Below are 26961 nucleotides of genomic sequence, written 5' to 3'. Positions count from 1 at the left end.
CTTTTAAAATATAGATTTAATTATTAGGAATACTTTATGGAAAAAAACTTTCAAAGACAAACTTGGGAAGATGAGTTTGGTAAAGAGTATCTTCAAAGAAATATTTATACTCCAAAACACTTAGATGAGTTTTATAAAAATAGATATACACTTTCAAGAACAGATTTAAATAATAGATTTTTAAAAAATATAAATAAAGATGCGAAAATCTTAGAAGTAGGTACAAATATTGGTAATCAATTATTGCATTTACAAAATATGGGATTTGAAAATCTTTATGGAATAGAGATTCAAGAAAGAGCTATAAATTTTGCAAAAAAAAGAGCAGATAATTTAAATATAATAAAAGGTGATGCATTAGATATACCTTTTAAAGATGCTTATTTTGATTTGGTTTTTACAAGTGGAGTTTTGATTCATATCTCTCCTGATAATATAAATTTTGCAATTGATGAGATATATAGAGTAACAAACTCTTATATTTGGGGATTTGAGTATTATGCAGAAGAATATACTGATTTGATGTACCAAGGTAATAAAGACTTGATGTGGAAAGCAGATTTTATGAAACTTTATAAAGAAAGAAAAAAAGATTTAGTAAAATTAGATGAATTAAAAGTTTCATATAATGATGATAAAAATTTAATTGATCAAATGTTTTTATTGCAAAAATAAAGGGCTATTATGAATATTAATGTATCTATTGAAGCTAGAATGACATCTTCAAGATTACCAAAAAAGGTTTTAAAACCTCTTGGAAATAGTACAGTGTTAGAAGTAATGATAAATAGAGTTTTAAAGTGTAAACTTGTAAATAAAATAATTGTTGCGACTACAATTAATAAAGAAGATGATGGAATAATAAATCTTTGTGAAAAGAAAAATGTTGAATATTTTAGAGGAAGTGAAAATAATGTTTTCCAAAGAGTTTTACAAGCCCATGAAAAATTTGAAACAGATATAATTGTTGAGTTAACTGGAGATTGCCCTTTTATTGAACCAAGACTTATTGATGAGGCTATTGAGTTTTATTTAAACAATGACTATGATTATGTAAGTAATAGCATAAAAAGTACATTTCCTGTTGGGATGTCTATTCAAGTTTACTCTTTAAAAGCATTGCAAGAAGTATCAAAAAAAGAGTTAACTTCTATGGATATAGAGCATGTAACTCCTGAGTTTTATACTACAAAGCGATTTAAAATTTATAATATTGAAGCACCAAAAAATCTATATTTTCCCCAGTTGTCAGTAACTTTAGATACAAAAGAAGATTATGAAATAATAACTAAGATAATGAATCATTTTAAAAATGATTATTTTACTATTGAAGAGATGATATCTTATGTAAGAAAAAACCCTAAGTTATTACAAATAAATAGTAGTATAAAAAGAAAAGGACTAAGTTAATGTTGAATGTTGCAGTGATTGGACTTGGTAATATCTCTTTACTTTTTGATTATGATAAAAACTCTAAAACTGCATATTCACATATAAAAGCTATATATTTACATAAAGAGTTTCAATTAAAATATGTAGTAGATATAGATGAAAAAAATTTATCAAAAGTAAAAGAGTTTTACAATGATGTTATTTTTTATAATGATTGTAAAAAATTAATTGATAAAAAAGATATTGATATTTTAGTTATTGCTACACCTACTAATACTCACTTTGAAATATTAAATAGTTTTAAAAATCATAAAAGTATAAAAAAGTTTTTGATGGAAAAGCCTCTTTTTTCAAATAAAAAAGAGTATGAGATTTTAGATGATTTTTTCAAAGATAAAATAGTTATAAATTATACTAGAAGATTCCAAGAGCCAATAAAAAGATTAAAAGATAGTATTGAAAATAGAAGTTTAGAAAATTTACAAAAAATCAATTTAAATTATGTGAAAGGTTTAAAAAATAATGGTTCACATTTTATTGATTTGATTAACTATTTATTCTCTAATCCAAAACTATTAGATATAAAAATACTTGATGAAACAATTGGTTTTAATGATGAAGATAAATCCTATGATGTATTTTTTAAGATTAAATATGATGAGAAGATTATTCCTATATATTTTATTGCTTTAGATCATAGAAAATACAATATTATTGAATTAACTCTTTATTTTGATAATCAAGTTGTAAATTATATAAATAGTGAACAAACAATTTATTATAAAAAAATTGTAGATAGCATAGAGTATAAAGGATATAAGTTTATAGATAAAGAAGCTTACAAAAAAGAAAAAATCTCAGAAAAACTAATCTATAATGTTTATGATGAAATATTTTTACAAATAAAACAAAATAGACAAAACTGCGCTTCTTTTAAAAATGAACTAAAAAACTTAGAATTTATAACAAATATTTTAAATAGTAAGGAAAATAGATGCCAAAATTAGCTATTAATGGTGGAACTAAAATAAGAACAAAGTTGTTTCCTAGATATAATAATATAAATGAAAATGAAATTGATGAAGTTGTAAAAGTTATGAAAAAAGGTATTTTATCAAAATACTTAGGTGCTTGGCATGAAGATTTTTATGGGGGAGAAAAAGTTCAAGAGTTTGAAAAAGCTTGGAGTGAATATTTTAATATTAAACATAGTATCTCTGTAAATTCAAATACTTCTGGCTTAATAACAGCCTTAGGTGCTTGTGGAATTGGTCTTGGTGATGAGGTTATTGTTTCACCATACTCAATGTCAATTTCTGCAAGTGCTCCTTTATTTTGGAATGCAACTCCTGTATTTTGTGATTTAGAAGCTAATACTTACTCTTTTTGTATTAAATCATTAAAAAAAGCTATTACAAAAAATACTAAGGCAATAGTTGTTGTACATATTTTTGGTTGTCCCTCAAATATGAAAGAGATACAAGAAGTTGCAAAAGAGCATAATTTATATGTAATTGAAGATTGTGCACAAGCTCCAGGAGCAAAATATGATGAAAAAAATGTTGGAACTCTTGGAGATATTGGAGTTTTTAGTCTAAATTATCATAAACATATTCATACAGGTGAGGGTGGAGTTTGCGTTACAAATAGTGATGATTTAGCTAATAAAATGCAACTAATTAGAAATCATGCAGAATCAGTTGTAGAAAATAAAGGTGAAACGCAACTTTCAAATATGCTAGGCTTTAATTTTAGATTGACTGAAATTCAAGCAGCCATTGGAATAGAGCAGTTAAAAAAATTACAAAGTGAGTTAGAAATTAGACAAAAGTATGCAAAAATGTATGATGAGGCTTTAGGAAAATATCCTTTTATAAAGACAACAAAATTAAAAAATAGAACACACTCTTATTATGTACAAGCATTTGAGTTTTTAGAGGATATTGCAAAAGTTTCAAGAGATAAATTTATAATGGCTGTAAAAGCAGAATTAGAAGCAGTGCAAGATAGAGAAAATGAAGGTGTACCAATAGGACAAGGTTATGTAAAGCCTATTTATTTACTTCCTATGTTTCAAAATAAAATTGCATATAATAAACAAAACTTTGCTTTTAAAGATGAAATCTCATATGAAAAAGGAATTTGTCCAAATGTAGAAAAATTTCATTATAAAACTTTGTGGACACATGATTTTACTAGAAGTCCTTTAAGCAAAGAAGATGTAAATGATGTAATCAATGCTTATGTAAAAGTTTGTGAAAATTTAGATGAACTTAAATAGTGAAATAAAAGTTTTTTCCTATGATGCAGGAGGAGCTAATTTAACCATGGCTTATGCATATTATATGCATGAAAAAGGTTACATTGTAAAGTGTTATCCTAAAGGTCCTGCTTTAAAAATATTTAAAAGACATATTTCTTTTTTGATTGATGAAAATGAAAATATTTTTAAAAAAGATGATATTGTTATTATTGGAACATCTGGTATTCACTCTGATTATGAAATAGAAAAATTAATAGAGGCAAAAAAATTAGGATTAGAAGTAAAATGTTTTTTAGATTCAATTTTAAACTTAAATATAAGATTTTCTATTAATAATAAATTTATAGATAGAGAGTATTTACCTGATATTATTTATTATGATAATAAAGTAGAATTAATCAATGAAGATATTAAGCAAAGAATACAATTTCATGAAAATTTGTATTTAAAATATATAAAAGAGGTCTTTTATGCTAAAAAATTAAAAACATCAAATAATTTAATACTTGAAAATAGAGGTAAATACGCACTCTTTTTATCAGAGTATATATATGAACTATATGGAAATAAGTTTGGCTTTACAGAGTATGATTGTATAATTAATCTTTTAGATGCAATATCTAATGTACACTTAGATATTACACTTTTTATTAAATTTCATCCTGCTGAAGATATGAAAAAGTTTGATGAAATTTTAAAAAAATACTCTTTTGTTAAAATATATAAAGATGAATTTGATATACATGAAGTTTTATATAATAGTAAAATAGTATTTGGTATAGACTCTTCTGTATTCAAAGAATCTTTATTGTTAAATAAACAAACATATAGTTTGCAAATTGATGCAAAAGAAAGAATTGATGTAATTAAAAATGTTGAGATTTTAGAAACAAAAGCACAGTTAGAAACTATATTAAGGAAAACATATGAAAAGTAAATTTTTAGAATCGCAAAGATTATATTTAAGACCACTTTGTATAGAAGATTCAAATACAAACTATGTAAATTGGCTAAATGATGAGGAAGTGTGCAAGTTTAATGCACATCATAGATTTGTAAATACTAAAGAAAAAACACAAGAATATATACAAAATATTAATTCCTCAAATAATAATCTTGTTCTTGCTATTTGTTTAAAAGATAACAATCAACACATTGGTAATGTAAGTATTCAAAATATAAACTTTATTGATTCTAATGCAGAGTTTGCAATTATCATGGGAGAAAAGAAGTATCATGGAAAAGGTTTTGCTTATGAAGCATCAAAGTTGATTATAGAACATGCTTTTAATAGTTTGAATTTACATAGAGTTTATTGTGGAACAAGTCAAGAAAATATTTCAATGCAAAAACTTGCAAAAAAACTTCATATGAAAGAAGAAGGTATTTTAAAACAAGCAATATTTAAAAATGGAAAGTACTTAGATATAATCTTGTATGCAATAATAAAAAATCAAGAATAACTATTCTTGATTTATTATTACTTTTAAATCTTTTAATACTAAAATAGTAGAATCACACCAGTATTTTTTAACTTCAGATAAGTTCTTTTGAGTATATAATTGGTTTTGTTTTAAGTTTAAAAAGAAGTTTACATAAATATCTACTAACTCAATATATTTTAAAAATACATTTGCAAACATAGCGTTACTCATATGTTTTTTTTGCTGTAAAATCCAAATCATAATATCTAGTTTTTTCTGTAAGAAATCATCTCTTGAAGAGATTTTTGTTTTTTTGAATTTATTAACTTTAGTTATTATGCCACTTAATACTTTTGCATCATCTTCAAAATCAATATTTTCCACAGTACAACTTATATTATCTAAAATCTCTTTTACATTAAAATCTTTTTTTTCTAGGGTTTGTAGGTCAATATCTTTTATATCTAAAGGTATAAGCCCTTCCATAAATGCACCATCTGATAAATTGTAAGCTTTTAAAGTTTTTTTTGTTTCTTCATCTAAACCATGGATAAATAACTCATAGTCTCTTTTAAAAGTCAAAAGAGTTCTATTTGATTTTATTTTTTCTCTTAAATTTCCTTTTACTTCTAAAATATCATAATCAGAAACTATATTATCATCAACTTTATGTTTTTCTTCTACAATATCAGACATTTCATGTGAGCTATCACTTGCATATCTATCCCCTGTTTCTTGATTAAATGCTGCATCATTTCCAACTAAATATAGTTCATTTGCTTTTAAAAATACAGACATGGCAAATGAGAAAGTACCAACATTTGGAAGAGAAAAAGAGTATCCTAACTCTTCACATACAGGATATACTTGTGAAAAATAGTAATTTAAATGCTCTACTTTTTTTAATACACTCTCTTCTTGTTGAGAAAGAAAGATAATGGCACTATTTTTTAAGAAGTTTTTATCATCTGTTGTAAGAAATTTTCCACATTCAGGTGAGGGGTCAATAGAGACTACTATATCAGGTACAATACTGTTTTTTTCTAATTTTCTTAATATTACATCAACACAAACAATTACAAATCTATCTTGATATTTTTTTATCCATTCTAAGTGATTATCAACAGATGGACCAGCACTTATTATTAATACTTTTTTATTTTTTAAGGGTAAAGTATCTTTTATTAGTTGTTTTTTTATGAACTTCTCTTTATCTTTCATAAATCTAATAGTTCTATAAAGAACTTTTAAAACTACTCCAAAAGGAAAAGATGCAGGATGGTTAGTTGAATAATAACTAATAAGTTCATCTAAGATATATTTGTAATCTATCCAAAAAAGATGGTGCTTGATATTATAGTTCATGTAGTTGTGATGATGAGTGAATTCTTCAATAGTTTTTTCTCTTTGTATTGGTGTTTCGCAAACTGATAAGAATAACTTTTTATTTCCTTGTTCAAAAACTGTATAATCAGTTGTAAATAAAGTAAGTCTAAAAAGTTCAAGCTCAGGTTCAATTATCAAAGTATTCATAGAGTTTATTTTTTTATAGACTTCATTTAAGTGAACTCCTGCACCAACTCCAATAAAGATAAATTTATATATTTTTGAGAAAGTAACATTTGTAAAATCAACTTTATGATTTATATAATTAGCCAGTGTTGCTACAACTCCTAAAGATTGCATAATGGCTAGTTTTTTGTTTCGTGGATCAATTCTTAATAAATCTAAAGAGTTCTCTTTTGTAAAATTAGTTAATTCAGCCCTTTTATCTGCTTCTTCATAACTATTAAAATCATAAAGAAATTTATCTTTTGTATGGTCAAAAATATCAAAATAACCACCTTCTTTTATATACTCTAAAGTATATTTTTCTTTATGATTTTGTTCTTCAATATCTTTTGATAATTTTTGTACTTTTTTGTAAGTATTGGGATGTTTTTTTTCTAAAAATTCCAAATTTTTTAAATATAAATTAAAAAGTGTTTGAGTTAAGTCATTTAGTTCTTCTTGCATATAAAGCCTTATTGTAAGATAGTTTAATTTTACATTAAAGTAACAAAACTTATTCTTAGACTTATTATTTTAAAGGGAACTAGAATAAAATCTAGCCCTTTAAAAATTTGATAAAAGTTACAATTTTATTATAGACTACTGAAGTAATCTAAGTACATTTTGTTGAGAAGCATTAGCTTGACTCATAGCATAAGTACCTGCTTGTGAAATTATGTTCTGTTTATTAAAATTAGAACTTTCAGCAGCATAGTCAACATCTCTAATAACTGATTCAGCAGCTTTAATATTTGTTTGCTGAGTCATTTGGTTTCTAATAGCTGATTCTAATTGGTTTTGAGTAGAACCGAAGTCTGCTCTCCATCCATTTAGCGTGTTAATAGCACTATCAACTGTTGTCATAAAACCTCTTGCACCAGCTGCATCGAATCCACCAGCAGATGTACCAGCAGCAGCTGCAGATCTTAATCCACTAACTCCAAGACCAATAGCATTTGCTTGAACACCAGCTGTTGTTACAATAGTATCAGCTAACTTCTCACCCATTTGAAATGTAAGTGATGTTGCTGAACCTGTACCAGCAGCAGATGCTTGCAATAGTGTTGTACCATTGTAGTTAGTTTGCTTAGCAATATTATCTAATTGGTCTAGTAATTTTTTTACATCTTTACCAATTGCTGCTCTACCTTCTTGCGAAGTTGTATCAGTTGCAGCTTGAACTAACTTTGTTTTCACAATATCTAAAATATTAGATTGCTCAGACATAGCTTTATCAGCAATTTGTGTTAAAGAAACTGCTGAGTTACCATTTGAAATTGATTGACCAATTGAGCTTGCTTGAGTTCTTAGTTTATCAGCAATTGCTAAACCAGAAGCATCATCACTTGCTTTATTGATTCTTAAACCAGTACTTAGTTTTTCTAACGAACTACTTACATTTTTTGTTGTGTTTGCAGCTGCTTCTTGAGCTATCAATGAAGCTGCATTTGTATTAATTCTCATAATAAATCCTTTTTATTATAAAAGATTTACCCATGATACGGGAGCCTAAAACATTCTTGTTTTACCAAGCATAGAGTCTAACTCTTCGGAATCCATTGACCCCTATATTGTTTATATGACTCACTTACAACAAAATACCATACATATATTCCTAATATTAAAATTAAAAATAGTGTATTATTAGGAATAAATGCTTTAAAGGGAACTAGAAGAATCTAGCCCTTTAAAAATCTATTAATTATCTAATGTAACTTTTATCGGTACTAAATATTATAGATTACTGAAGTAATCTAAGTACATTTTGTTGAGAAGCATTAGCTTGACTCATCGCATAAGTACCTGCTTGTGCTATTATGTTCTGTTTATTAAAGTTAGAACTTTCAGAAGCATAATCAACATCTCTAATTACTGATTCAGCAGATTTAATATTTGTTTGCTGAGTCATTTGGTTTCTAATAGCTGATTCTAATTGGTTTTGAGTAGAACCGAAGTCTGCTCTCCATCCATTTAGTGTGTTAATAGCTGTATCAACACTTGCCATTAAACTTCTAGCACTTCCAGCAGAAGCAAAGTTTGCATCAGCAGAAGCTTTAAGACCAGCAAGCCCCAATCCACTTAAGTTTGCTCTAACACCAGCTGTTGTTTGAATAGTATCACTAGCAGTTTCACCCATTTGGAATGTTAATTGTGCTGCAGCTGAAGCTGATGTTGCCCCTTGCAATACTGTTGTACCATTGTAATTAGTTTGTTTAGCAATATTATTTAATTGATCTAGTAATTTACTAATATCTTTACCAATTGCTTTTCTACCCTCATCTGATGTTGTATCAGTTGAAGCTTGAACTAATTTTGTTTTAAGAACATCTAAAATATTAGATTGTTCTGACATAGCTTTATCAGCAATTTGTGTTAAAGAAACTGCTGAGTTACCATTTGAAATTGATTGACCAATTGAGCTTGCTTGAGTTCTTAGTTTATCAGCAATTGCTAAACCAGAAGCATCATCACTTGCTTTATTGATTCTTAAACCAGTACTTAGTTTTTCTAACGAACTACTTACATTTTTTGTTGTGTTTGCAGCTGCTTCTTGAGCTATCAATGAAGCTGCATTTGTATTAATTCTCATAATAAATCCTTTTTATTATAAAAGATTTACCCATGATACGGGAGCCTAAAACATTCTTGTTTTACCAAGCATAGAGTCTAACTCTTCGGAATCCATTGACCCCTATATTGTTTTAATCCCAAGTTTAATCAATACAAAATAACTACAACAAAATATTACTTTAATATATCATTCGTATTTATTGTAATAATCTAGTAACGTTTTCACAGAAACATCACTCGTTGCTTTGCAACTTCACCGATTATTGTAATAATCTAGTAACGTTTTGTTGAATTGCATTAGCTTGACTCATAGCATAAGTACCAGCTTGCGCAATAATATTTTGTTTGTTAAAGTTAGCACTTTCTTGTGCATAGTCAACATCTCTAATAACTGATTCAGCAGATTTAATATTTGTTTGCTGAGTCATTTGGTTTCTAATAGCTGATTCTAATTGGTTTTGAGTAGAACCAAAGTCTGCTCTCCATCCATTTAGCGTGTTTATAGCTGTATCAACTGTTGCCATTAAACTTCTAGCACTTCCAGCAGAAGTAAATCCTGCATCAGAAGAAGCTTTAAGACCATCTAGCGTTAATCCTGATACATTTGCTCTAACACCTGTATTAGTTTGAATAGTATCAGCAGCTTTTTCACCCATTTGGAATGTTAATTGATCTGCAGCATCGGCAGCTGTTGCACCTTGTAATAGTGTTGTACCATTATAATTAGTTTGGCTAGCAATATTATCTAATTGATCTAGTAATTTACTAACATCTTTTCCAATTGCTTTTCTACCATCATCTGATGTTGTATCAGTTGCAGCTTGAACAAGTTTTGTTTTGATGATATCTAAGATATTAGATTGTTCAGCCATAGCTTTATCAGCAATTTGTGTTAAAGAAACTGCTGAGTTACCATTTGAGATTGATTGACCAATTGAGCTTGCTTGAGTTCTTAGTTTATCAGCAATTGCAAGTCCTGATGCATCATCACTTGCTTTATTGATTCTAAGACCAGTACTTAATTTTTCTAATGAAGAACTTAAATTTTTATTTGTGTTTGTTGCTGCTTCTTGTGCTACAAGTGAAGCTGCGTTTGTATTTATTCTCATAATAAATCCTTTATATGATAAAAAGATTTACCCATGACACGGGAGCCTATAAACAATTCTTGTTTTACCAAGCATAGAGTCTAACTCTTCGGTATCCATTGATACCTATACATAAGTTCATAAATATTATGACACACCAATTCTTAATATTAGTTTAAATTAATATTAAAAATAGGTGTTTATATTAAATAATCAAGAGCATAACTCTTGATTATAATCTTACTAGTTATTGTAATAATCTAGTAAGGTTTTCACAGAAACATCACTCGTTGCTTTGCAACTTTATTGATTATTGTAATAATCTAGTAACGTTTTGTTGAATTGCATTAGCTTGACTCATAGCATAAGTACCAGCTTGCGCAATAATATTTTGTTTGTTAAAGTTAGCACTTTCTTGTGCATAATCCACGTCTCTAATAACTGATTCAGCAGATTTGATATTTGTTTGCTGAGTCATTTGATTTCTAATAGCTGATTCTAATTGGTTTTGAGTAGAACCGAAGTCTGCTCTCCATCCATTTAGTGTGTTAATAGCACTATCAACTGTTGTCATATAACCTCTAGCACCTGCTGCATTAAATGCCCCTGTAGCAGATGTATCCGTAGTTGCAGATCTTAATGCACTAACTCCAAGCCCAATAGCATTTGCTTGAACACCAGCTGTTGTTGCAATTGTATCAGCAGCTTTTTCACCCATTTGAAATGTAAGTGATGTTGCTGAACCTGTACCAGCAGCTGATGCTTGTAAAAGTGTTGTACCATTGTAGTTAGTTTGTTTAGCAATATTATCTAATTGGTCTAGTAATTTTTTTATATCTTTACCAATTGCTGCTCTACCTTCTTGCGAAGTTGTATCAGTTGCAGCTTGAACTAACTTTGTTTTCACAATATCTAAAATATTTGATTGCTCAGACATAGCTTTATCAGCAATTTGTGTTAAAGAAACTGCTGAGTTACCATTTGAGATTGATTGACCAATTGAGCTTGCTTGAGTTCTTAGTTTATCAGCAATTGCTAAACCAGAAGCATCATCACTTGCTTTATTGATTCTAAGACCTGTACTTAATTTTTCTAATGAAGAACTTAAGTTTTTATTTGTGTTTGTTGCTGCTTCTTGTGCTACAAGTGAAGCTGCGTTTGTATTAATTCTCATAATAAATCCTTTATATGATAAAAAGATTTATCCCAATTCATGGGAGCCTATGGCACTTCTTGTTTTACCAAGCATAGAGTCTAACTCTTTGGCATCCATTGATACCTATACATTTATTAAATTATGACACACCAATTCTTAAAATTAGTTTAAATTAATCTTGCTACTTATTGTAATAATCTAGTAACGTTTTCACAGAAACATCACTCGTTGCTTTGCAACTTCACCGATTATTGTAATAATCTAGTAACATTTTGTTGAATTGCATTAGCTTGACTCATAGCATAAGTACCAGCTTGCGCAATAATATTTTGTTTGTTAAAGTTAGCACTTTCTTGTGCATAGTCAACATCTCTAATAACTGATTCAGCTGATTTGATATTTGTTTGCTGAGTCATTTGATTTCTTACTGCTGATTCTAATTGATTTTGAGTAGAACCAAAGTCTGCTCTCCATCCATTTAGCGTGTTAATAGCTGTATCAATATCATCCATTAAGTTTCTAGCTCCTAATGCAGAACTAAATCCAGCACCAGCAGAAGATTTAACATCGGCTAAACTTAAACCAGATACATTTGCTCTAACACCAGCTGTTGTAGCAATAGTATCTGCAGCTTTTTCACCCATTTGGAAAGTTAATTGTGCTGCTGCTGAAGCTGATGTTGCACCTTGTAATAGTGTTGTACCATTATAATTAGTTTGTTTAGCAATATTATCTAATTGATCTAATAATTTACTAACATCTTTTCCAATTGCTGTTCTACCATCATCTGATGTTGTATCAGTTGCAGCTTGAACAAGTTTTGTTTTGATGATATCTAAGATATTAGATTGTTCAGCCATAGCTTTATCTGCAATTTGTGTTAAAGAAACTGCTGAGTTACCATTTGAGATTGATTGACCAATTGAGCTTGCTTGAGTTCTTAGTTTATCAGCAATTGCAAGTCCTGATGCATCATCACTTGCTTTATTGATTCTAAGACCAGTACTTAATTTTTCTAATGAAGAACTTAAATTTTTATTTGTGTTTGTTGCTGCTTCTTGTGCTACAAGTGAAGCTGCGTTTGTATTAATTCTCATAATAAATCCTTTATATGATAAAAAGATTTACCCCAGTATTGGGTGCCTATAGAACTTCTTGTTTTACCAAGCATAGAGTCTAACTCTTTGGCATCCATTGATACCTATACATTTTATTAATTTTTTTGACTGCTAATTTTTGCAATAGCCTCTATTGTTTTGATATTGCTATTTACTCTTTTTTTCATATTATTTTTCTTAATATGTTTTTGTAATATTTTACTATACTTTTTGTAGTTTCTTGAACCTTTTTCAAAAGTACATAACTTCTTTTGGATCTTTAAAATGTTTTCTGGTATTGAGTTTATTGATTGCATTTTTAAATTCTCCTTTTCAAGTTATGAAAGTATTATGACACACCAATTCTTAATATTAGCTTAAGTTTAAAGAAATATAAAAAAAGACCCAGAGTATTCTCTGAGCCTTTAAAATGGTAGTTTTAGAAGATTAACAGGGTTTAAAGAAATAGAAATTAAAAATTATTGCAATAATCTTAAAACATTTTGTTGAACATTATTAGCTTGACTCATAGCATAAGTACCAGCTTGTGCAATAATATTTTGCTTATTAAATGTTGCACTCTCTTCTGCATAATCAACATCTCTAATAACTGATTCAGCAGCTTTGATATTTGTTTGCTGAGTCATTTGATTTCTTACTGCTGATTCTAATTGGTTTTGAGTAGAACCAAAGTCTGCTCTCCATCCATTTAGTGTGTTTAGCGCACTATCAATGTCATCCAAGAAAGCTCTTGAATCACCTGCATCAAATGCAGCTGATGTTCCAGAAGCAGCAGCTGATTTTAAAGCTTCCAATGCTAATCCAGATACATTTGCTCTAACTCCAGAAGTTGTAGAGATTGTATCATTTACACTCTCACCCATTTGGAAAGTTAATTGAACAGCAGCAGCACCACCAGAAGCACCTTGTAGTAGTGATGTACCATTATAGTTTGTTTGTTTTGAAATATTATCTAATTGAACTAATAGTTTATCAATATCTTTACCAATAGATTTTCTACCTTCTTGAGAAGTAGTATCTGTTGATGCTTGAATAAGTTTAGTTTTAATAATATCTAATATATTTGATTGTTCAGCCATTGCTTTATCAGCAATTTGTGTTAAAGAAATTGCTGAGTTTCCATTTGAAATTGATTGTCCTAGTGAACTAGCTTGAGTTCTTAGTTTATCAGCAATTGCAAGTCCTGACGCATCATCACTTGCTTTATTGATTCTAAGCCCTGTACTTAGCTTCTCTAAAGAGTTAGTTAATGCATTGTTTGTATTACTGTTTGCCTCTTGTGCCATAAGTGAAGCAGTGTTTGTATTAATTCTCATATTTTACCCTTTGTTAATACTTTCATAATTACTTAAATTTTAGCTAAGCTAAAGTTAAAATTTGTTTAATACAACTGCGCTTTCTATGTGGTTTGTATAAGAAAACTGGTCAAATAAAGCAAAATTATCAATTTTATGTGTTTTTGTAAGCTCTTTTAAATCTCTATGTAAGGTTTCTGGATTACATGAAATATAGACTATTTTTTCAAAATCTGATACTAATTTTCTAGTTGTTTCATCAAGTCCTGCTCTTGGTGGATCAACAAAAATTGTTGAAAAATTATAAGATTTTAAATCAATATCTTTTAATCTTCTAAACTCTCTTTTTTCTTCTAAAGCTTCTACGAACTCTTCACTACTCATTCTAATAAAATCGATATTTGATATAGAGTTTAACTGACAATTTTTTAAAGCTGATTTTATTGATGTTTTTGATATCTCTGTTGCTAAAACATTTTTAAATTTAGTAGATAGAGGTATTGTAAAGTTTCCCCCTCCACAGTAAAGCTCACACAAATCTTTATTGCTTACTTCAAGTTTATCTAAAACCCATTCAATCATTTTTACATTTACATAACTATTTGGTTGTGTAAATCCACCCTCTTTATATTCAAAAAAGAAGCTTTTATTGTTTATTTTTAGCTCTTCTTCAATATAATCTTTACTTAAAACAACTTTTTGTTTTCTACTTCTTCCAATAATTTTTATGTTTAACTTTTTCTCTAAAAGTTTTGCTTTGCTAATCCATTCATCTTCTAACTTTTTATGATAGATTAAAGTAATAAGCGTATCACCTTTTGTTGAGTTTAAAAATTCACATGCAAAAAGTTTATATTTAAGTGTTTCATCACTTTGCAACTCATCTAATAGTTTTGGCATAAGATTTGAGATGTCTTCACTTACGATTTCACATGATTTTATTTCTAATGTATTTTTATCAAAATCATTCATAGCGTAGTTTATTGTTATATTCTCTTTATCTTTAAAATTTTTCCAAATTCTAAATTCTGCTCTATTTCTAAAGTTTTTATCTTTACTTTTTATAACATCAAACTCTATGTTTGTCAAATCTTTAAATCTGTTTTTTTCTATATTGACTTTATGTTGAAGTTGTTCTTCGTATGATTTGTCATACAAAGTACAACTAGCACATTTTCCAAAATATATACAATTCATTAAATTACCTTATAATTTTTAATACTATATTATATAAAAATCAATATAATACGCCCATGAAAGATATACTTCAAAAACAGTTACAAAACTTATTAAATTGTGATTTAAAATCTCAGTTTCCTTTAGCAAGAAGTTTAAATAGAAAATTAAAATTCTTTGTTGGTCCTACAAATTCAGGTAAAACATATAGTGCAATGCAAAAATTAAAACAATCAAATAGTGGTCTTTATCTTGCACCTTTAAGGCTTTTAGCACTTGAGGGATATGAGGATTTGAAATCTTCAAATCTTGAAGCATCTTTAATCACAGGAGAAGAACAAATTTTTGATGAAGATGCTTCTCATGTTTGTTCAACAATTGAGATGATTGATTTTGATTTGGATGTAGATTTAGCAATTATTGATGAAGTTCAGATGTTAGATGATGATGAAAGAGGTTGGGCATGGGTAAATGCAATTATTGGATGTCCTGCAAAACAGATTGTTATGACAGGTTCAGTTAATGCTTTAGATGCAGTAAAAAAACTTGCACAATATTTAAATGAAGATTTAGAAATAGTAAAATTTAAAAGAAAAAATGAACTTCATTTAATGCAAAAACACACTTTGCTAAAAGAGCTTGAACCTCAAACAGCTTTAATCGCATTTAGTAGAAATGATGTATTAAAACTGAAACAAAAACTACAAAAATATCATAAGGTTTCAGTTATATATGGAAACTTATCTCCAGAAGTTAGAAGAGATGAAGCACGAAGATTTAGAGAAAAGCAAAGCGATATTTTAATTGCAACAGATGCAATTGCAATGGGATTAAATTTACCAATTAAGACAATACTTTTTACAAATCATAAAAAATTTGATGGGATATCAAGAAGAGGAATTAACGTAAATGAAATAGTTCAAATAGCAGGAAGAGCAGGTAGATATGGCCATCATGAAGAAGGATTTATAGGTGCTACATCAAGAGAAACTTTAAAACATTTACACAAAGAGTATGTAAAACCTGTTAAAACTATAAAACCACCTTTTAAAGTAAAAATTAGTGCGCAACAACTTGAGGGTTTAAGTGCTCATATAAAAACAAAATCTTTACAAAAAATATTAAAATTTTTCCTTGATAATATGTATTTTGATGGTCCTTTTATTGCTTCAAATATTGGCTCAATGCTTACTACTTCAAAGATTTTAGATCAAAAAAATAATTTAAAATTGGAAGATAAATATATGCTTTCTCAAGCGCCTGTTACTGTAAAATCTCCAATTATTTTACAAGCTTATGATGCATATATTGCAGCTGTAATTAAAAATAAAGTTGTAAGATATAAACCCTCAATTACTTTGCCTAAAAAAGCCATAACACAGCGAGATTTACTTTTAGTTGAAGATGAAGTGAAAAAAATATCTCTTTATTTATGGCTTTCATATAAGTTTCCAAAACTTTTTCCTGATAGTGTCAAAGCTAGTATTTCAAGAGCCAGTTTTAATAGTTTTATAGAGAAATCTTTAAAGCTTAATTTAAAGGATGAAAGAGAAAATAATAATAAAAAGTTTTCAAATAAATTTCCACCAAGACGTAGAAAAAGATTTTAATGAATAATTTGTTAAAATATCTAAATTATTATAATAATCCAAGGATTTAAGCTTAATGTTGAACTTATTTAAACAAGATGTTACTGAAAACTTTCAAAAAGAGCTACTTAAAAACTATTTAAATGTAGAAAAAGTTCAAAAACTAATAGACAATGGTGCAGATATCCATAGATTAAATGATAAAGATCAGACATTATTATTCCCTTTAGTAAAGAAAAAAAGAATTGAAGCCATAAGAATTTTACTTAAAAATAAAATTGATATAAATCATGAAGATATGTATGGTAAAACAGTTTTAAGTGAAGCTGTTGAGCGTGGCGATGGAGTAATGATTAGATTTTTACTTGATAATGGTGCTTCAATAGATTATATAAACTCTTCTGGAAGAACAATTTTACAAGATGTTGCTTTAGAGGGAAATCATAGAGTATTTGAGATTTTACTAGCACATAAACCAAATTTAAATATTAAAGATACATATGGAAGAACAGTACTTTTTGATGCTGTTGAGGGTGAAAATCTAAAAATTATAAGAGAAGTTTTAAATAATATTGAAAACCCTGATGCTGTTGATGAAAATGAACAAACAGCACTATTTTTAGCTGTTTTAAAAGAGAAACCAGAAGTTGCAAAATTTTTAATTATTAATGGTGTAGATATTCATGTAACTGATGAAAATAGAGAGAATGTACTTTTTAATGCTGTTGTTATGGGAGCTTCAAATATTGAAGTTATAGAGTTGCTTTTAGAAAAAGGTATAAAATTAAATATAAAAAATATAAATAATGAAACAATTTTAGATGAAATATTAAAAATATTAGAAATATTAAAAAATCCTAAAGAAAAAGTTGAAGGAAAATATAAATTAGCAAATAAAGAAAGAAACTATTTAAAGCTTACATCTGTTTTAATAGAAAATGGTTTAGCAGTAAATAGAGTTGATAGTAAAGGTAAAACAGTTTTATACAAAGAAGTACTAAGAAAAAATTATGACACAATCGATTTTTTATTAGCTTCAGGAGCTGATATAAACTCAGAAGACAAAAATGGAAGAACAGTTTTATTTGAAGCTGTTTTTGATGGAATGAAAAATATTGAAATGGTTGAATATTTATTGACAAAGGGCGCTGATATAGATCATAGAGATATTTTAGAAAGAACAGTTGTTGATGAACTTTGTGAAATAATTCTGGTTCAACACAATAACAAAAAACCTATTTCAAGAAGATATTTAGATATTGATGATGAAGAAGATTATTTTACACTTTTAAAAAGAGTTATAAGCTATAGACCAAAATTAAACAAACAAAGATCAAATGGAAGAACTACGATTTTTGATTTGATAATACAAAATAATCTTCCTTTGATTAAACTTCTTTTTAATTCAGGGGCAAATGCAAATATCATGGATGATAATGGAGATACTCCTTTAACATTGCTTGTTGATCATGGTTTAAAAGTTAAAAGTATTAGAAATAAAGAGCAATTTTTAGAAAAATTAGTCTTTTTATTGAAGTTTAGAATTGATGTTAATATTAGAGATAAAGAGGGAAGAACTGTTTATCACAAAGCAGTTATTGCAGATGATATTGAAGTGGTAGAAAAGCTTTTATCAAAAAAAGCAGACTTAAATATAAAAGATAGGCAAGGAAGAACTGCACTGCATCATACCCAATGGAAAGGAAACTTTAAAATTGCAAGACTTTTAATTGCAGCAGGTGCTGATATAAATGCAGTTGATTATGCAGGATTTACTATTTTAAACTATGCAGCAATTTTGGGTCATACAAAATTAGTTGTTATTTTAATAGCTTCTGGTGTATTGATGTATAATCATAATAAAAAAAGTCGTTCTGTTGCACAGTTTTTTAAAGAAAGAGAAAAGAATTTAGCAAAACTATTAAATGGAAATATAACAGATCCTAAAATGCTTAGTGCAATAAAACAAGTAATAAAAAATTTAAGAGCAGAAATTGACGAAGCTTTAAAGTAAGGAAAAATATGAATAATTTATCAATAATAATACTTGCAGCTGGTGCTGGTACAAGAATGAAATCTGAAAAACCTAAGGTTTTACATGAAATTTCAGGAAAACCAATGCTTTATTACTCGATTAAAGAGGCATTAAAATTAAGTGATGATATTACAGTGGTTTTATATCATCAAGCTTTAAAAGTACAGCAAACTATAGAAAAATATTTTGATAATATAAATTTTGTTATTCAAGATCATGAAAACTATCCAGGTACTGGTGGAGCTGTTATGAATATAGAACCAAAGTATGAGAAGACTTTGGTTTTAAATGGTGATATGCCATTAATACAAGCAAGTGAATTAAAAAAATTTGATTTAAATGCAACAATTGTTATGTCAGTATTAGATTTAGAAGATGCAACAGGATATGGAAGAGTAATTTTAAAAAATGAAAAAGTTGTAAAGATTGTTGAACAAAAAGATGCAAGTGAAGAAGAGTTAAAAGTAACAACTGCAAATGCTGGAATTTATCAGTTTCAAACATCATTTTTAAAACAATATTTAGCACTTCTATCAAATAAAAATGCACAAAAAGAGTATTATATTACTGATTTAATAGAGCTTGCTATAAAAGATAATAAAACACTAAAACCTTTAGTTGTAAGTGAAGAGAACTTTAAAGGGGTTAACTCAAAATATGAGTTAGCAACAGCTGAAGTAATACACCAAAATAGAATCAAAAAGCAGTTTATGCAAAATGGTGTTATTATGAGACTTCCTGATACTATTTATATAGAAGAAGGGGTTCAGATTGAGGGTGAATCTATAATTGAAAATGGAGTTTGTTTATTAGGTAATACAAAAATTATAAACTCAATAGTTAAAACAAACTCAATAGTTGAAGACTCAATATTAGAAAATTCTGATATTGGACCAATGGCAAGAGTTAGACCTAAAAGTCATTTAAAAGATACTCATATTGGAAATTTTGTAGAGACAAAGAAAGCCATTTTAAATGGTGTAAAAGCAGGTCATTTGTCTTATTTGGGTGATTGTGAAATGGATACTGGAACAAATGTTGGTGCTGGAACAATTACTTGTAATTATGATGGAGTTAATAAACATAAAACAAAAGTAGGAAAAAATGTCTTTATTGGTTCAGATACTCAATTAGTAGCTCCTGTAACCATAGAAGATGATGTGATTTTAGCAGCTGGGGCTTGTATTACAAAAGATGTTCCAAAAGGTTCTCTTGCTATTACAAGAGCTCCAATGAAAATAATCAAAAACTACTTTTATAAATTTTTTAAGAAGTAAATCATGTTATTAAAAGATAAAAATATATTAGTTGCAGTTACAGGTTCAATTGCAATTTATAAAGCTTTAGAGTTAATAAGATTATATATTAAAGCTGGTGCAAATGTAAAAGTTATTATGACAAGTGAAGCAAAAAGATTTATAAATCCAATAACTTTTGAAGCTATCTCTCAACATAAAATTTTGGATGAAAATAACGAGTCTTGGGATAAAAATAGTTTATATAATCATATAGATACTGGAAAATGGGCAGATGCATTTGTTATAGCTCCTGCTAGTGTAAATACAATCAATAAATTAAGTAATGGAATTGCAGATAATTTATTAACTCAAACAGCAATTGCTTATACTAAAGATAAACTTTTATGTCCTGCTGCAAATACAAATATGGTACAAAATCCTATTACTGTAGAAAGTATTAGAAAATTAAAACTTTGTAATTATGAAGTGGTTCAAACACAAACAAAAGAGTTAGCATGCAAGGATGTTGGTGATGGGGCTATGGCCAATCCAGAAGATATTTTTTATGCAACTTCACGATTGATTTTAAAAAATGAGTATTGGAGTAATAGAAATGTTATTTTAAGTGGCGGGGGAACTATTGAAAAGATTGATGATGTAAGATATATTTCAAATTTCTCTTCTGGGAAAATGGCTTCTTCTTTAGCTCTTGCTTTGTATTTAAAAGGTGCAAATGTAACTTTAGTAAGTACAAGAGGTCATGAATCTTTGCCAAGTGCAATAAAAACTATTGAAGTTAAAAGTAGTTTTGAAATGTATGAATGTTTAGTAGATTGTATAAACAGTGCAAAAAAAGCTGAATCTTTAAAATCTAATTTATTAAATGATAGTGAAGAAAAAGAAGTTTTTAAAAAGCCTTTTTTATTTATGGCTGCTGCTGTTAGTGATTATGTACCAAACTCTTTTCTAAAGGGAAAATTAAAAAAAGAGTTACTTGGAACTACTTGGGATTTGAAATTAAAGCAAAATATGGATATTTTAAGTACATTAAATAAAAATGATATTGTGTCAATTGGATTTAAAGCAGAAATGGATGAAACTGTAGCAAATGAAAATGCAAAAAATATGTTAGAAAGAAAATCTCTTGATGGTGTTTGCTTAAATGTTTTAAGTAGTGATAATATGTTTGGTTCAAATAATAATAGTATTGAACTTATCTTAAAAGAGAAATCATACTCATTTTCTGCTTCTAAATTTGATGTATCAATGAAGCTTTTAAATTGCCTAGAAAAAGAGTTTGATGAATACAAATAATAAAAAAGAGTTACCAAAGCATATTGCTATAATAATGGATGGCAATGGAAGATGGGCTAGTGAAAGAGGTTTAAAAAGAACTGTTGGACACGAAGAGGGTGCTAAAGTTGTAAGAGAAATTACAAATCATTGTAACAATATAGGTATAAAATATCTTACTTTATATGCTTTTTCAACTGAAAATTGGAGCAGGCCAAAACTTGAAATTGAGTTTTTAATGAAGCTTTTGGAAAAATATTTAAAAAATGAACTTCATATATATTTAGATAATAATGTAAGATTTAAAGCAATTGGAGATATCTCAAAATTCTCAAAATCACTACAAGAGATAATAAAAAAAACCGAGAATGCAACTAAAAATGCAAGTGGATTAACTCAAATTTTAGCATTAAATTATGGTTCTCAAGATGAAATTTTAAGAGCCATAAGAAGATTAAATGAGCAAAACCTAGAAGTAACTAAACAAAACTTTGAGAACTGTTTAGATACTGCTGGTATAGTTGATGTAGATGTGCTTATAAGAACAAGTGGAGAGATAAGATTATCTAACTATTTACTTTGGCAAAATGCATATGCAGAGATGTTTTTTGTTAATACTTTTTGGCCAGAATTTACAACAAATGAGCTTGATGATATTATAAGTGATTATCAAAATAGAGAGAGAAGATTTGGAGGTATTTAGTTTTGTTTTTGGAGTAGTATTTGGTTCATTTTTAAATGTACTAATTTATAGACTACCTAAACAAATATCCATTTTAAAGCCATCTTTTTGTCCAAATTGCGGAAGTAAAATAAAATATTTTGAAAATATTCCTTTAATTTCATATATATTCTTAAAAGCCAAATGTGCTACTTGTAAAAATAAAATTCCTTTTAGGTATTTTCTTGTTGAGTTAATAACAGGTTTTTTGACTCTTTTTTTATTTTTACAAGTATCATTAAGTTTTGAATTTTTTTATTTGATAATACTTTTTTATACACTAATAGTATTATCTTTTATTGATATAAAGTATAAAGCTGTACCTGATTATTTACTTTTAATTGCATTAATTGTTGCATTTTTTGCAACAAAAGATGAATTTTTGGTAAGTTTAGAAAATGCTTGTATTTTTGCAGGTTTTTTTGTTTTATTAGAGTTTATTATTACATTTTATATTCAAAATATAAAAGCTAAACTAATAAAAGATGATACTTTACGTAATACAAAAGCTTTAGGGGAGGGCGATATTCCAATAATTGCAATAATTGGAGTAGTTTTAGGAATAAAAGCAGGAGTAATAGCTATATTTTTAGCAGGAATTTTTGCTATAATACCATCTATTTTGAATACTCTTTTAAAAAAAGATAGTCAAATTCCCTTTATTCCATTTTTAGTAATGGGATTTTTATTTGAATTTTTTATAAATATATCATCAAAGGTTTTTACTTGAAAATAAAAAGTTATCTTTATTCACAACTTTCAATCTCATTTCTTCCTATTTTTTTAGGATTATATTTTATTACTTCTATTATATTTTTAGTAAAGATTGCTTCATTAACATCAGTTATTACAATAGATGCATTTGAGTTATTTAAATTGTATGGATATTCAGTTCCTAAAATCATATTTTTTACTGTTCCAATTTCATTTTTTATTTCACTTGTTATAACATTGGCAAAACTATCAAGTGAGTATGAACTTATAGTAATTACTTCTTTTGGTTTTAATCCTATGAAGATTTTAAAAATATTTTTTCCAAGTACTTTTTTGTTATCTATTGCTTTACTTATAATCTCTGTTGGTTTAATTCCAAAAACTGATTATTTAATGAGTACTTTTTTAGATAAAAAGAAAAAAGAGGCAAATTTTAATATTAAAGCATCAGAGTTTGGTCAAAAGTTTGGCGATTGGTTAATCTATATTGATAAAAAAGATGGAAAAAATTATGAAAATGTTAGATTATTTAAAACAAAAGAGGGCTTAGATCAGTTTATTTTAGCAAATAGTGCAGTTTTAAATAATAAAGATGGAGATTTGAATTTTACTTTAATTGAGGGTAAAGCATTTTATATAGGAGATGAAGAGTTAAATCAAATTGATTATAAAACTATGGATATAAATGATTCTATTGTAAATAAAAAGGATTTTATTTTTACAGATTCATATAATTATTGGAAATACTCTTTACAAAATGATTCAAATATAGATGATTTTACATTTTTTATTTTAACTTCACTATTTCCTTTAATATCACTTTTTCTAGTTATTGCATTTGGGTACTATAATCCAAGATATGAAAAAAATAGAGCTATTGGTTTATCTTTGATTGCAGTTGTAATTTATTATGTAATTACAAAATATCTTACAAAAAATATTGATTTACACTCTTTATATGTAGCTCCAAGTATTTGGATTATGGGAACATATTATTTATATATAAAAACAACAAAAAAACTCTATTAAGATGAATACAAAATTTACTATTTCATATGATGGTACGCTTTATCAAGGTTCTCAAATTCAACCAAATGGTAAGAGTGTTGAGAACAAATTGCAAGAGGCTTTTGTATCTTTAAATATAAAAACAAAAATAGTTTTAAGTGGAAGAACAGATAAAGATGTACATGCAACTGGACAAGTGTTCAATGCTGTGTTACCATCTTATTGGAGTGATTTAGAAAAACTAAAAGCTATATTAAATAGACATTTACCCTTATCAATAAGAGTGCATAAAGTAGATTTTGTAAGTGATGAATTTCATTCAAGATTTCATGCAAAAAGAAGAGTTTATCGATATCTTATTACACCAAAACCTGTGACAGCTTTTAATTCAAAATATATAATACATGTCCCAAATATAGATGAACAAAAAATCAAAGAAGCAATAAAACTATATATAGGAGTTCATGATTTTGAATATTTTCATAAAAAAGGAAGTGATAAAGAAAAGTTTATAAAAGAGGTTTTTGATGCTTGTTTTTATAAATATAAAGATATATATGTTTTTAAATTTGTTGCAAACTCATATTTGCGTTCTCAAATTAGACTTATGGTAGGATTTTTAATTAAAATTAATGAAGGTAAATTAACAAAAGAAGATTTGCTTTTACAATTAAATAAACAAAAGCATATTTATAAAACACCAGCAAGCCCTTATGGACTCTATTTAGCAAAGGTATATTATTGATGTTTTTTAAAAAGAAAAGATTTAATACTTTAAGTGATATAAAAAAACATATTATATTAACTCCTTTAGTTTTTGTATTAATAATAGCTACTTTATCAATAGTTGTAGTAACTCTTGTATTAGATTATAAAAAAAGTAATCAAATTGAACTACTAATACAAAAAGATAAATATAGTAAAAAGAATATTTTAAAATCATATATTAGTGATGTAAAGTATAACTCAAGTGCTAGTTTTGATGATATAGAAGATAGATTAAATAGAAGTGTTTTTGAGATAAATGGACATATAAAAGCCTTAGAGTCAAATAACCATGAGGTAAAGTTTGATGATATTAAAAATGCACTAAATAGTTTAGAAAGACAAAGAGATATAGATTTTGTTGTATTTAATTCAAATAGTTTTGAGATCTTAAAAGGTGCAAAACTAATCTCATATTTACAAACTTTAACAAACTCAAAAATGAAAACAGACTATTTTAAAAAACAGATGCTAAGAAATATTATTTATATGGGCGATGAAAATCTAATTTATTGGTTAGATAATCAAAAAAGAGATATTAGGCTTAGTTATTTTCAAAAAATCGAATCTAAAAACTGGATAATTGGAGCATTTTCAAAGATTGATGATATGCAAGCTTTAACTAGAAAAACAATAGAAAACTCTATTGTGTCTAAAAGTAAAGCATATGAAAATGCATATTTATGGTTTTATGATTATGAAAATGGATATGTTTATAACTACTATAATAAAGCTCATAAAATTGATGAAAAAAATCTTTTAGAAGAAGATAGAGTTAATTTTTCAAAATATATTAAAAAAGATTTTGAAAAATTAGAAGATGAAACTTATAATTTTAGAAAATACCAGTTTTTAGTAGCAGTGAAAAGTTTTGAAATATATAAACAAATAAAACAAATAAATAATCAATATCATACAAAACTTGCAGTTTCTATTACAGTTATAATATTAATTGCACTATTTATGATATTTTTATCTGTTGCTTTTGCAAAGTTTGTAAATACACTATTTAATAGATATAACAAAAGATTAGAAACAAAAAATTCATTATATAAAAAATGGAAAGAAAGATATGAATTAGCAATTATTGCTTCAAATGATGGTTTGTGGGATATAAATCTTGATACAAAAGAGATATTTTTTTCCAATAGATGGCTTGAAATGTTTGGTTATAAAAGAGGAAGGGTTCAAACCTTTGATGATTGGCTAGATTTGATTCATGTTGATGATAGACCAAAAGTAAATTATCGATTTAATGAACATCTAATAGGCAAAACAGATCATTTTTTATGTGAATATAGATTAAGAACTTTTGATAATAATTACAAGTGGGTTTTTGTAAGAGGAAAAGCTTTTAGTAATAGTACAAAAAAATCAAATCGAATGCTTATGATGTCTATGGATATAGATCAAAGCAAAAAGTTAACCAATGAATTACAAAATGTTGAACTACTTGTTGAAATGGGTAAGATAGTTATTTTTAAATGGAATAATGATGATAATTTAAGTGTTGATTATGTTTCTAAAAGTATTAACTCTTATGGCTATGAAACACAAGAGTTTAATTATAGTATTAATTATATAGATGTAATTCATGAAGATGATATAAAACCTTTAAAACAAAGAATAAAAAAAGCGATTGAAAGAGATGATTACTTTTTTACTATCATTTATAGAGTAAAAGATAAAAAAGGTAATACAAAATGGGTATTTAATAGAACAATTTTATTAAAAGATCATTTTGGAAAAGTAACTCATCTTTATGGATATATTAATGATATTACAAAAATGAAGATGACAGAAGAAGAGCTTAAACAAAAAATTGAAGATGAAGTTGAGAAAAATGTTGAGAAAGATAGACTTCTAGCTCATCAAAGTAAACTAGCTTCTATGGGTGAAGTTCTTGGAAGTATTGCTCATCAATGGAGGCAGCCTTTAAATAATATTAATCTATTGATACATTTTATTAGAGATAATTATGGCAACTTTACAAAAGAGGAGTTGCATGATTCAATTAAAAGTGCAAAGGTTCAAATTGATTATATGTCTCAAACAATTGATGATTTTAGAAATTTTTACAAACCAACAAAAGATAAAGAGATTTTTGATATTAAAAAATCAATTGAAGCTTGTATTAAAATAGTTAAAGGACAACTAGAAAAAGCCAATGCTAATATTGAGGTAATTGGTGATGATGTAAAAATACATGGTTATCAAAGTGAATTTCAACAAGTTGTAGTTAATATATTAAATAATGCAAGTGAAGCAGCAATTATAAAACTTGAACAAGAGAGTTTTAATCCAATAATACAAATAAGAGTAACAAAAATAGAAAATAATGTAAAAGTTACTTTAAAAAATAATTGTGGAGAAGTTGAACAAGAGATATTAGAAAGAATGTTTGAACCATATTTTACAACAAAATTTGAAGACCAAGGAACAGGTATTGGACTTTATATGGCAAAAACAATTATAGAAAAGAATATGAATGGGAAAATTGAGGTAACAAATATAGATAAAGGGGTTAAATTTAGAATAATTTTACCAATTTAAAGAGCAAATTT

At 27.1% G+C, this 26961-nt stretch carries 24 protein-coding genes; 15 read left to right on the top strand and 9 right to left on the bottom strand.

Annotation, left to right across the window (positions count from 1 at the left end; genetic code table 11):
- The first annotated feature begins 36 nt into the window (after window positions 1–36).
- The 6 genes from ACAN_RS13290 to ACAN_RS13265 are packed head-to-tail and all read left to right on the top strand — an operon-like array spanning window position 37 to window position 5118.
- A complete protein-coding gene (locus tag ACAN_RS13290; RefSeq protein ID WP_099334556.1) occupies window positions 37–675 on the top strand; it encodes a pseudaminic acid biosynthesis-associated methylase in 639 nt (212 codons plus the stop codon).
- A gap of 9 nt (window positions 676–684) precedes the next feature.
- Window positions 685–1410, top strand: a complete 726-nt coding sequence (locus ACAN_RS13285) for a cytidylyltransferase domain-containing protein (protein ID WP_099334557.1) — start codon at window positions 685–687, stop codon at window positions 1408–1410.
- Window positions 1410–2399 (top strand): Gfo/Idh/MocA family protein, encoded by a 990-nt coding sequence (locus ACAN_RS13280; RefSeq protein WP_099334558.1) that lies wholly within the window; start codon window positions 1410–1412, stop codon window positions 2397–2399. Before ACAN_RS13285 ends, ACAN_RS13280 begins: the two co-directional genes overlap by 1 nt.
- Window positions 2387–3673 (top strand): DegT/DnrJ/EryC1/StrS family aminotransferase, encoded by a 1287-nt coding sequence (locus ACAN_RS13275; RefSeq protein WP_099334559.1) that lies wholly within the window; start codon window positions 2387–2389, stop codon window positions 3671–3673. Before ACAN_RS13280 ends, ACAN_RS13275 begins: the two co-directional genes overlap by 13 nt.
- Complete coding sequence (locus ACAN_RS13270; protein WP_099334560.1) at window positions 3660–4592, top strand: hypothetical protein; 933 nt, start codon at window positions 3660–3662, stop codon at window positions 4590–4592. Before ACAN_RS13275 ends, ACAN_RS13270 begins: the two co-directional genes overlap by 14 nt.
- The gene (locus tag ACAN_RS13265; RefSeq protein ID WP_099334561.1) at window positions 4582–5118 is read left to right on the top strand and encodes a GNAT family N-acetyltransferase; all 537 of its coding nucleotides are present in this window, start codon (window positions 4582–4584) and stop codon (window positions 5116–5118) included. The genes ACAN_RS13270 and ACAN_RS13265 overlap by 11 nt, the downstream gene beginning before the upstream one ends.
- On the opposite strand, the gene ACAN_RS13260 is transcribed toward ACAN_RS13265, so the two are convergent.
- The 9 genes from ACAN_RS13260 to trmA all read right to left on the bottom strand — a co-directional run bounded on the left by ACAN_RS13260 (window position 5119) and on the right by trmA (window position 15055).
- On the bottom strand, window positions 5119–7095 hold the full coding sequence (locus ACAN_RS13260) for a motility associated factor glycosyltransferase family protein (protein WP_099334562.1): 1977 nt from the start codon (window positions 7093–7095) through the stop codon (window positions 5119–5121).
- Window positions 7096–7230: 135 nt separating this feature from the next.
- Window positions 7231–8094, bottom strand: a complete 864-nt coding sequence (locus ACAN_RS13255; protein WP_079577536.1) for a flagellin — start codon at window positions 8092–8094, stop codon at window positions 7231–7233.
- 277 nt (window positions 8095–8371) lie between these two features.
- Entirely contained in the window at window positions 8372–9220 is an 849-nt protein-coding gene (locus ACAN_RS13250; protein WP_099334563.1) for a flagellin, read from the bottom strand.
- Window positions 9221–9461: 241 nt separating this feature from the next.
- The gene (locus ACAN_RS13245; RefSeq protein ID WP_099334564.1) at window positions 9462–10310 is read right to left on the bottom strand and encodes a flagellin; all 849 of its coding nucleotides are present in this window, start codon (window positions 10308–10310) and stop codon (window positions 9462–9464) included.
- Between the two features lie 289 nt (window positions 10311–10599).
- On the bottom strand, window positions 10600–11463 hold the full coding sequence (locus tag ACAN_RS13240) for a flagellin (protein WP_099334565.1): 864 nt from the start codon (window positions 11461–11463) through the stop codon (window positions 10600–10602).
- Between the two features lie 230 nt (window positions 11464–11693).
- Complete coding sequence (locus ACAN_RS13235) at window positions 11694–12542, bottom strand: flagellin (protein ID WP_099334566.1); 849 nt, start codon at window positions 12540–12542, stop codon at window positions 11694–11696.
- 116 nt (window positions 12543–12658) lie between these two features.
- Window positions 12659–12859: a hypothetical protein gene (locus tag ACAN_RS13230; RefSeq protein ID WP_099334567.1), complete on the bottom strand. Its 201-nt coding sequence runs from the start codon at window positions 12857–12859 to the stop codon at window positions 12659–12661.
- Between the two features lie 162 nt (window positions 12860–13021).
- The gene (locus ACAN_RS13225; protein WP_099334568.1) at window positions 13022–13879 is read right to left on the bottom strand and encodes a flagellin; all 858 of its coding nucleotides are present in this window, start codon (window positions 13877–13879) and stop codon (window positions 13022–13024) included.
- Window positions 13880–13933: 54 nt separating this feature from the next.
- On the bottom strand, window positions 13934–15055 hold the full coding sequence (trmA, locus tag ACAN_RS13220) for a tRNA (uridine(54)-C5)-methyltransferase TrmA (protein WP_099334569.1): 1122 nt from the start codon (window positions 15053–15055) through the stop codon (window positions 13934–13936).
- A gap of 56 nt (window positions 15056–15111) precedes the next feature.
- On the opposite strand from trmA, the gene ACAN_RS13215 reads away from it, so the two are divergent.
- Genes ACAN_RS13215 through ACAN_RS13175 form a run of 9 tightly spaced genes read left to right on the top strand, consistent with a single transcriptional unit; the run spans window position 15112 to window position 26950 of the window.
- Window positions 15112–16644: a helicase-related protein gene (locus tag ACAN_RS13215; RefSeq protein WP_099334570.1), complete on the top strand. Its 1533-nt coding sequence runs from the start codon at window positions 15112–15114 to the stop codon at window positions 16642–16644.
- Between the two features lie 55 nt (window positions 16645–16699).
- Entirely contained in the window at window positions 16700–18637 is a 1938-nt protein-coding gene (locus tag ACAN_RS13210; RefSeq protein ID WP_079579964.1) for an ankyrin repeat domain-containing protein, read from the top strand.
- Window positions 18638–18645: 8 nt separating this feature from the next.
- Complete coding sequence (glmU, locus tag ACAN_RS13205; protein WP_099334571.1) at window positions 18646–19935, top strand: bifunctional UDP-N-acetylglucosamine diphosphorylase/glucosamine-1-phosphate N-acetyltransferase GlmU; 1290 nt, start codon at window positions 18646–18648, stop codon at window positions 19933–19935.
- A gap of 3 nt (window positions 19936–19938) precedes the next feature.
- A complete protein-coding gene (coaBC, locus tag ACAN_RS13200) occupies window positions 19939–21210 on the top strand; it encodes a bifunctional phosphopantothenoylcysteine decarboxylase/phosphopantothenate--cysteine ligase CoaBC (protein WP_099334572.1) in 1272 nt (423 codons plus the stop codon).
- On the top strand, window positions 21197–21892 hold the full coding sequence (locus ACAN_RS13195; RefSeq protein WP_099334573.1) for a di-trans,poly-cis-decaprenylcistransferase: 696 nt from the start codon (window positions 21197–21199) through the stop codon (window positions 21890–21892). Before coaBC ends, ACAN_RS13195 begins: the two co-directional genes overlap by 14 nt.
- Window positions 21879–22640, top strand: coding sequence for a prepilin peptidase (locus ACAN_RS13190; protein WP_099334574.1), 762 nt, complete (start codon window positions 21879–21881; stop codon window positions 22638–22640). The genes ACAN_RS13195 and ACAN_RS13190 overlap by 14 nt, the downstream gene beginning before the upstream one ends.
- Window positions 22637–23653, top strand: coding sequence for an LptF/LptG family permease (locus ACAN_RS13185; protein WP_099334575.1), 1017 nt, complete (start codon window positions 22637–22639; stop codon window positions 23651–23653). Before ACAN_RS13190 ends, ACAN_RS13185 begins: the two co-directional genes overlap by 4 nt.
- A gap of 1 nt (window position 23654) precedes the next feature.
- Window positions 23655–24377, top strand: coding sequence for a tRNA pseudouridine(38-40) synthase TruA (gene truA / locus ACAN_RS13180; protein ID WP_099334576.1), 723 nt, complete (start codon window positions 23655–23657; stop codon window positions 24375–24377).
- Window positions 24377–26950, top strand: a complete 2574-nt coding sequence (locus ACAN_RS13175; protein ID WP_099334577.1) for a PAS domain-containing sensor histidine kinase — start codon at window positions 24377–24379, stop codon at window positions 26948–26950. The genes truA and ACAN_RS13175 overlap by 1 nt, the downstream gene beginning before the upstream one ends.
- Window positions 26951–26961 lie beyond the last annotated feature (11 nt).

It is taken from the genome of Malaciobacter canalis (genome assembly GCF_008000835.1).
GTDB lineage: Bacteria > Campylobacterota > Campylobacteria > Campylobacterales > Arcobacteraceae > Malaciobacter > Malaciobacter canalis.
Note: the sequence above shows the minus strand (reverse complement) of the source record. Positions and strands in the feature narration are given on the sequence as shown.

Coding starts and splice junctions, on each gene's coding strand:
- ACAN_RS13255 (WP_079577536.1), bottom strand. CDS start 8,094: ATGAGAATTAATACAAATGCAGCTTCATTGATAGCTCAAGAAGCAGCT.
- ACAN_RS13245 (WP_099334564.1), bottom strand. CDS start 10,310: ATGAGAATAAATACAAACGCAGCTTCACTTGTAGCACAAGAAGCAGCA.
- ACAN_RS13260 (WP_099334562.1), bottom strand. CDS start 7,095: ATGCAAGAAGAACTAAATGACTTAACTCAAACACTTTTTAATTTATAT.
- ACAN_RS13240 (WP_099334565.1), bottom strand. CDS start 11,463: ATGAGAATTAATACAAACGCAGCTTCACTTGTAGCACAAGAAGCAGCA.
- ACAN_RS13195 (WP_099334573.1), top strand. CDS start 21,197: ATGAATACAAATAATAAAAAAGAGTTACCAAAGCATATTGCTATAATA.
- ACAN_RS13215 (WP_099334570.1), top strand. CDS start 15,112: ATGAAAGATATACTTCAAAAACAGTTACAAAACTTATTAAATTGTGAT.
- coaBC (WP_099334572.1), top strand. CDS start 19,939: ATGTTATTAAAAGATAAAAATATATTAGTTGCAGTTACAGGTTCAATT.
- ACAN_RS13175 (WP_099334577.1), top strand. CDS start 24,377: ATGTTTTTTAAAAAGAAAAGATTTAATACTTTAAGTGATATAAAAAAA.
- trmA (WP_099334569.1), bottom strand. CDS start 15,055: ATGAATTGTATATATTTTGGAAAATGTGCTAGTTGTACTTTGTATGAC.
- glmU (WP_099334571.1), top strand. CDS start 18,646: ATGAATAATTTATCAATAATAATACTTGCAGCTGGTGCTGGTACAAGA.
- ACAN_RS13230 (WP_099334567.1), bottom strand. CDS start 12,859: ATGCAATCAATAAACTCAATACCAGAAAACATTTTAAAGATCCAAAAG.
- ACAN_RS13265 (WP_099334561.1), top strand. CDS start 4,582: ATGAAAAGTAAATTTTTAGAATCGCAAAGATTATATTTAAGACCACTT.
- ACAN_RS13285 (WP_099334557.1), top strand. CDS start 685: ATGAATATTAATGTATCTATTGAAGCTAGAATGACATCTTCAAGATTA.
- ACAN_RS13210 (WP_079579964.1), top strand. CDS start 16,700: ATGTTGAACTTATTTAAACAAGATGTTACTGAAAACTTTCAAAAAGAG.
- ACAN_RS13290 (WP_099334556.1), top strand. CDS start 37: ATGGAAAAAAACTTTCAAAGACAAACTTGGGAAGATGAGTTTGGTAAA.
- ACAN_RS13225 (WP_099334568.1), bottom strand. CDS start 13,879: ATGAGAATTAATACAAACACTGCTTCACTTATGGCACAAGAGGCAAAC.
- ACAN_RS13235 (WP_099334566.1), bottom strand. CDS start 12,542: ATGAGAATTAATACAAACGCAGCTTCACTTGTAGCACAAGAAGCAGCA.
- ACAN_RS13275 (WP_099334559.1), top strand. CDS start 2,387: ATGCCAAAATTAGCTATTAATGGTGGAACTAAAATAAGAACAAAGTTG.
- truA (WP_099334576.1), top strand. CDS start 23,655: ATGAATACAAAATTTACTATTTCATATGATGGTACGCTTTATCAAGGT.
- ACAN_RS13250 (WP_099334563.1), bottom strand. CDS start 9,220: ATGAGAATTAATACAAATGCAGCTTCATTGATAGCTCAAGAAGCAGCT.
- ACAN_RS13270 (WP_099334560.1), top strand. CDS start 3,660: ATGAACTTAAATAGTGAAATAAAAGTTTTTTCCTATGATGCAGGAGGA.
- ACAN_RS13280 (WP_099334558.1), top strand. CDS start 1,410: ATGTTGAATGTTGCAGTGATTGGACTTGGTAATATCTCTTTACTTTTT.